This window comes from Blastococcus atacamensis, from assembly GCF_002938425.1.
Classification (GTDB): Bacteria; Actinomycetota; Actinomycetes; order Mycobacteriales; family Geodermatophilaceae; genus Blastococcus; species Blastococcus atacamensis.
In genome coordinates this window covers 1-1607 of record NZ_POQU01000157.1, presented here as the reverse complement: position 1 = coordinate 1607, position 1607 = coordinate 1, and the positions used below count along the sequence as shown (strand labels likewise).

Here is a 1607-nt window from a genome sequence, read left to right as displayed (position 1 = left end):
TGTGTAATGCATCTGACTCATTGTTTTTTTTTTGTAGTGTTACGGTGACCATCGAGATTACCACTATCCTCGTCGGCGGCAGCGTCAGATGTGTATAAGACCGCACCGGTACCCGTCCCCGGCGAGCCGGCTCCTCCCGAGCCCCCGGCCCCCGCGGAGGCGACGACCACCTCGTCGTCGGCTCGGACGACGACGTCGTCCGAGCCGGGGGTGAACTGCCGGGAGGCGAGCTGATGCCCGGGCCGCTGACCGATCCCCGCGGCGCCGCTGCCGCCGGGGACACCCCCACACGCCGCGGTACGGAGGCGTGGCTGCTCGGCTTCGCCGTCCTCCTCACCGTCGTCGCCCAGGTCATCGTCGACCTGACCGTCACCGGCTCGCTGCGCCCGGAGATGGCCGGCTTCAGCGTGTGGATCTCCGCGCTGTGGGTGGTCGCGCACCTCGTCGTCCGCAAGTGGGCGTCCTACGCCGACCCGCTCCTGCTGCCCGCCGTGGCCCTCCTCGTCGGCCTCGGGCTCACGGTCATCCACCGGCTGGACCTGGCCGGCGAGCAGTCGGGCGACGCCGCGACCCGCGAGGACGCACCGGTCCAGCTGATCTGGGCGACCCTGGGCGTCACGCTGTTCGTCGCCTTCCTGGTCGTGGTCCGCGACCACCGGACGCTGGCGCGCTTCGCCTACACCCTCGCCCTGCTGGGGATCTTCCTGCTGGCGCTCCCGGCGGTCCTGCCCGCGTCGATCTCCGAGGTCAACGGCGCCAAGATCTGGATCCGCGTCGCCGGCTTCTCCATCCAGCCCGGTGAGTTCGCGAAGATCTGCCTGGTCGTCTTCTTCGCCGCCTACCTCGAGGACAAGCGCGACGTGCTGGCCCTGGCCAGCCGCAAGGTCGCCGGTCTCGAGCTGCCGCGCGGCCGCGACCTGGGCCCCGTGCTGCTGGCCTGGATCCTCTCCATCCTCGTGCTCGTGTTCGAGCGCGACCTGGGCAGCTCCCTGCTGCTCTTCGGCATCTTCGTGGTGATGCTCTACGTCGCCACGGAGCGGGCCAGCTGGCTGTTCATCGGCCTGGGCCTGTTCGCCGGCGGCGCGCTCATCGCCTACCAGGTCTTCGGTCACGTCCGCGCTCGTGTCGACACCTGGCTGGACCCGTTCGCCTACGTCGACGGCGCCGGCTACCAGCTCGTGCAGTCGCTGTTCGGCCTGGGCACGGGTGGGCTGTTCGGCGCCGGCCTCGGCGGTGGACGTCCCGACCAGGTGCCGGTGGCCAAGAGCGACTTCATCGCCGCGGCGGTCGGCGAGGAGCTCGGCCTGTTCGGCCTGGTCGCGGTGATCGTCGTCTACCTGGTGCTCGTGGAGCGCGGGCTGCGCACCTCGCTGGTCGTTCGCGACGCCTTCGGCAAACTGCTCGCCGCCGGCCTCGCGTTCGCGATCGCCTGGCAGGTCTTCGTCGTCCTCGGCGGCGTCACCGGGCTGCTCCCGCTCACCGGCCTCACCACGCCGTTCCTGGCCTACGGGGGTTCCTCGCTCGTGGCGAACTTCGTCCTGGTGGCGATCCTCGTGCGGATCAGCGACGCCGCCCGCCGCCCCACCGCCCCGCACGCCGCCCCGGTC

1 protein-coding gene is annotated in these 1607 nt (G+C 70.8%); it reads left to right on the top strand.

The genetic code is table 11. The annotated features are described in order from the left end of the window. Positions 1 to 233: 233 nt before the first annotated feature. Positions 234 to 1607 (top strand): FtsW/RodA/SpoVE family cell cycle protein (locus C5508_RS19165; RefSeq protein WP_104526497.1); only part of this gene is annotated, 1374 nt, incomplete at its 3' end.